This window comes from Desulforhopalus singaporensis, assembly GCF_900104445.1.
Lineage (GTDB): Bacteria > Desulfobacterota > Desulfobulbia > Desulfobulbales > Desulfocapsaceae > Desulforhopalus_A > Desulforhopalus_A singaporensis.
On the sequence record NZ_FNJI01000082.1, the window covers coordinates 1 to 5,302 of the forward strand.

The 5,302-nt window shown below is 40.7% G+C and carries 5 protein-coding genes and 2 pseudogenes; all 7 read right to left on the reverse strand.

The features are described from left to right. Positions 1-222, reverse strand: a pseudogene (locus BLQ17_RS23025) (IS21 family transposase); the annotation flags it as partial. A 163-nt stretch (positions 223-385) separates the two neighbouring features. Further along, positions 386-538: pseudogene (locus tag BLQ17_RS21550) on the reverse strand (transposase); the annotation flags it as partial. Between the two features lie 136 nt (positions 539-674). After that, positions 675-1,292, reverse strand: coding sequence for a hypothetical protein (locus BLQ17_RS22405; RefSeq protein WP_143005606.1), 618 nt, complete (start codon positions 1,290-1,292; stop codon positions 675-677). Between the two features lie 280 nt (positions 1,293-1,572). Beyond that, entirely contained in the window at positions 1,573-1,731 is a 159-nt protein-coding gene (locus tag BLQ17_RS21560) for a bacterioferritin-associated ferredoxin (protein ID WP_176761393.1), read from the reverse strand. A gap of 186 nt (positions 1,732-1,917) precedes the next feature. Continuing rightward, positions 1,918-2,508 carry a hypothetical protein gene (locus BLQ17_RS21565; protein ID WP_092226298.1) on the reverse strand — a complete coding sequence of 197 codons (591 nt, stop codon included), beginning with the start codon at positions 2,506-2,508 and terminating at the stop codon, positions 1,918-1,920. Between the two features lie 193 nt (positions 2,509-2,701). Further along, complete coding sequence (locus BLQ17_RS21570; protein WP_092226300.1) at positions 2,702-3,247, reverse strand: DUF1847 domain-containing protein; 546 nt, start codon at positions 3,245-3,247, stop codon at positions 2,702-2,704. Between the two features lie 408 nt (positions 3,248-3,655). Further along, positions 3,656-4,792, reverse strand: a complete 1,137-nt coding sequence (locus tag BLQ17_RS21575) for a hypothetical protein (protein WP_092226302.1) — start codon at positions 4,790-4,792, stop codon at positions 3,656-3,658. Positions 4,793-5,302 lie beyond the last annotated feature (510 nt).

The window sequence follows — 5,302 nt, forward strand, 5'->3', positions numbered from 1 at the left end:
CTCCCAATCCGCTTCAAGCAACTCCTCCAACTGGGAAACATACTCGCCAAGTTGAGGCTGGGGTTGAAGCTTGCGCTCGTAAGTATGTTCCGTTGCACCGCTACGAATAACTTTACGGACTGTATTTCTAGACAGTCCAAGCTTACGACTAATCGTTTTTATCCCAAGCCCTTCTGAAAAGTGTAAACGACGTATTTTTGCTATGGTCTCCACTATTAACATCCTCCATTTCCTCCGTGATAATTTCATCACGGACGGGATAACATAGAGGGGTCAATTTTCGACGCTGTTTTCTTCTCTAAGGGGTCATTATTGCACGCTGATTAACAAGAAAGGGGATGTGCTTTATAGGCCCCATGTAGCTTGATCAAATTTCTATCCTTTTTTATCCGCACAGCACTCTAACCCGTAATCGGTAATTTTCAAAGTTTCTGAACCCGTAAGCTCTTCGTTGGATAAGCTTCATCTTTCGATGGAAGCCTTCTAGAATTCCATTGCTTCTATAGAAACGAAACATTCGAACCACAGGGTTCGGCCAGTTTCGTACTGACACAAAATTTTGAACACCCTCGAAAAATATAGGAATCAAGAACCGTCTGATTCATGAAAAAAAAATGCCCCACCATTATTGCTTAATAAGATGGGGCAAATTTTAGATTTAGACTCTAAATTAATCAGATAGCATAAATCTCAACGTTACTAACTGTCATTGTGCGAGAATCATTGTCGTTGGCTGGTGATGTGTAAGGGGTGGTTGGAGTGATGGTTACTGTAAAGTGGATTCTAAAACGACCTCCTCCTGGTCCACCATAATCTGCTTCAAAGGAGTAACTACCGGGCTGTTGGTTGTTCTCCCCTGTGCCAGAGGGAGTAGGTGAGGGGCCACTCCAGTTATCAGGTGTTTGTGGCCAGTTACTTCCATTAACATACCAATCCCAGTTTGCAAAATCCCAATCACCATCAATTTGGAATACCGTGTTTGAATTGGGACCACTAGTCCCTCCGTATAGAGTAGCGTTTGTTCCATCAAAATCTAGGTATATTTCATCAACTGGGTTTTCAAATATACCCGTAAAGGTAACGGAAACAGGTCCTGCAGTGGCCACCGGAGTCTCTACACTCGGAATCTCTCCACTCGTCTGAGCATGTGCGGGAAGGAATATTTGATTGATTACTGGCGCCGACCAATTTACAGGTAAGGTATGATATGCGGCAAGTCCTCCCACTCCGACTACAATGGTTTTAACAGCTCTCCGTCTACTTCGATTTTCAATATTTTCGTGCTGTTCCATTCTCCCCTCCTCCATTGTTTTAGCAAAATTAACTTAATTACTAAACCTTTCAGCTAATTTCATAGCCAACGTCCTAATGTATCAATTTTTTTCTCAAAACAAAAGGTGCAACCGGCTAGATGGAAAACGAGGGATTTAATTATCAAAATACACTTTCAGCGGTACAGGATGAAAAATGATTATGACTGTGCGAATATCACATTAAGGAAATGCTTATCGGTGGGGTAATTCCTTCTTTTTGGTAAATCTTGTTCACTACACGGTGAACATCACCTAAGCATCATTTTCCAGATGGATTTTTAGATACACACTCACAGGTTCCGGCCTTTTTCTCTGCCTTAATACGTTCTTCAATGGTGGATTTCCTGTTTTCAAGAATATCTGCTTCAATGTCTGACTCAGTGTAGTTAAAACAGTAGCAAATGATGTCTTTCAGCATTCTGCTGCACCTTTTGTTTAATTGATACCAACCAGATCTTTCCACGTTAGCATATGTCGGTGAATGAAGCTCTTTATGAATATCTCAGAGCCCGTTGTTGAGACTGGCCGATGAAACCTCTAATAAAACAATACACTTCCATTTTACGCTGCCAATGCAATTGCCATAACGAACTGATATTTCATGTCATTTTCTTGGCCTCCTAAATTCATTTAATTTGTTCTTGTACCCTTCACCATCTCCGTATTCGAGGAATGCACGGTACCTGGAATGCGGGTCCCGTACTTTTTTAGCATGCTTGATCGGGCACCAATATTTTTCTGTTCTTGAACCAATTTCTAAGGCGTACGAAAGAAGTCCATTCGCATATCCGCAGTACATACAGTTTACTTTTTCCACAAGATTCAGATAAGCAAGGTGTTGTCTGTCAATTATGAGATAGTCTTTTCTGTTAACTTTTCTAATTTGGTAAACAGGAAAACAGAGAACCTGGTAAAGAGTCAGGAATAAATCAAACAACAGGAGTGGGATGAGAACCGAGTAAATGATGGGAGCGGTTAGAAAAAAAATGAGCTTTGACTCGCGAAAATAACGGTACAGATTTTTCTTAAAAGCTTTTTGGGTAGCGAGAGCACCCTCTTGAAAACGAACTCTGCCTCGCTCAACAGTGTATTCAAACCGTTTCTGAATTTCATTCAATTCATTTTCAATTTCAATCGACAATTCATTTTCCAACTCTTTAATTCTTGTAATTAGGTCCTTTATTCGTTGTTTCATAGTACCTCGATAAAAGAGTTGAAAGCATGACAATGCCATTAGACCACAAAACAAATATTGCCGTTTTTACCGCCTCTGGATAGTCACCTCTTAATCTATAGAGCGGATTCCAAGCCATCCATTTATTTTTTTCCTGTAAATCTTGGGAGATGAAGATATCAGTGAGCCTGTCTAATAAAATTAGAACATTACACTACTGCATGTCAAATCGAGTCTGGATTTTCACATAGACCATATCGTGTCCCATACATAACCCGACAATAAAGTTCAGCTCGGTCCTCTCACGGTTGAGGATCTTTGCCTGAGCTATGGGATTGCAGGCAGAGTTAATGTATTCTGCAAGTTGGGGAAGACCTCGCTCCTCGGCTGTGACCCCGCCAATCGGGCAATTGGTGCAGAATACCTGTATCCCTTCCTTGCGAAATAGAGACTTCAGGATACGAGTCTCATTTTCAAAAGCCGCACAAGCCGCAAGGCCGACCCTTGTGCAGTTGAGCTGTTTAGCAAAATGCAGGGCCTCTTCAATCCGGGGTCTGAAGCCATCGTTAACTGCCCCTACCTCACAGGCGGCCGAATAGAGTCGGATGTTTTCATCCTTTCGGTATTCTCTTTTCGCCGCCTCGATTTCCTCGAGATATGTGTTGGCCACACAGTAGGACGGCATTTTTTTGTCACCGCTTCGCCAGCAATCCTGTTTGGGGCAAATACATTCCGCAACCTTTGAATCATTCAGGCTCATTGGGCATTCTCTGCTAGAGTTCTTGTTTGGCAGTTGCCTTATATGTTACGAGGGGAAAAGTGCTCTATAGGTGAAACGATTTTTTTAAATTGAGTAGCCTATTTCAGGCTCGGCTTTACGGTCAAATTCTGTGACAACACTATGCAATTCCAGCGAACAACTGTCGCTGATCAGATTATTAAACCGGTGGGCTTTTTAAAACAAAAAATGGGCTACACACTACCAAAAGCAGTAACAGACATGATGCCGCGATAACTTATTCTATATGCCAGCCAGATTAACAGCCTCCCGAAATTCATTCTCAAGCTATCTGCGATCTGGAGGTATTTCTGTATGATCGAGATCTGTTTTCTCTTTTGGTTTTAAAATCGAAAAGATATTTCGCAATCAGTTCTAAATAATCGATCACTAATTTTCACATGTAATACTGCTAAATCCATTACAGAAATCAAACGTACACTCTTTATTGTCACCAAGCACATATGTCGGATTTCTGGGTTCGGCATGCCAATCAACAGCTCTTTGGTAGCCATTTATGTTACAGAATGCAGTGGCAGCAGGAGCACCGCAGTCTTTTCCCCAATGCAAACACCAATCAACAAATTTTCCACCATAGGAAGGATTGGCGAAAACAATACTATTGTTGTCAGAAACCTCTATCAATCTACATCGCCCTTGATGCGTCTGCAGATGTTTCATGCATGCAGAATTTTCAGTAAAATGATTATTGTGATCTCGGGTTGCCCATACTGATACTAAAGCACCTCTATTTAGGAAATAGTAAATATATAAGGCATTTTTATATTCCAGAGCTGATTCGCCTCGCTTGAGAGGTACGATACAGTTTCTAACTTCTCTGCCATTAGGGGCAACAAAAGCTTCTCTAAGCCAATCATCAAAATTTTCGTTAAAGAACACCATCTCTTGTGGTGTAAGTTGAATCGGATGTCTAATTTCGCGACCATTGATGATCATAGTACTTTGCATGGTCACAGTATAGCAATCTGTACCATCAGCGTACTTTGCTCCTAATGATCCTCGAAAGTTTTGCAGTGACGCTTCATTACTACCACCAATACGGCAACCACGAAAAGAAATGCGTTCTGGGGGAGCTGCGTATCCATTACTAAATCTATTTCTGATTCGAGTGGCAAGGTCGCTGAGTGAAATTTGAATTGGTGATCCCTGCCTGAACTGCAAAAATCCTTCGCCAATTATGTGCCCAAAATCACTACCTGAATGTGAAATAATGTATAAGGTGCTAATTTGTAAATTATCTCTTTCAAATCGCTCTAATTCAGATAAAAATGAATTTAGGCTGGGGGTTCTGTAACAACGCCCTGGGGCCAGTGAGTTGCCTTCCACTAAATTGTCTGAATTAGAATCGTCAATTACCAATGAAACAGGTAGAGGTCCAGATTCTATATTTGCTGGCACATTAGGTATGCAGTCAATTGCGTATCCTACAAACGGCAGTAGAATCAGCATAATAAAGGCCAAGATAATTATACTTAATGAAATATTTGGTTTTCTATATATATTCATCAGAGTTCTCCATTTAAATCTTAATAAAAGACTTCTGATTGTCCCTAGTTACAGAGTACCGTCTTGGATCAATAGGCCTGTAAGCTTATTATACTTTATTTTCTCACAAAAAAAGGAAAGGTAAAAGCTGTTCCGATCCTGCCTGAAGATATAGAAATTTTACAGTAGCCCTCTGTCAGCTATTCCCGATGTAAATCTAAATCATTGAAATTGCGCCATTCGGTAAAATCATCTTTCGTAAACATTTAATATGAAGTATGAACTTAATCTATTGAAATAATGTGAAAAATATTTTTTAGCATGACACTTTTTTCTTGACAAACCTACAAAGAAGTGTCGCGCGTTTTCTATGTGATATCAAGCCCATACATAGGAGACGCGATGAAAGTATCAGCATACCAAACGAGCAAAGCTTTACCCCCGACAATAGCATCTGGCAGAAAAGTGAGAAAACACCTCAACGCAGATTCTCTTCTTGCAGTGATTCGGCGAGATTTCCAGAACATCCCG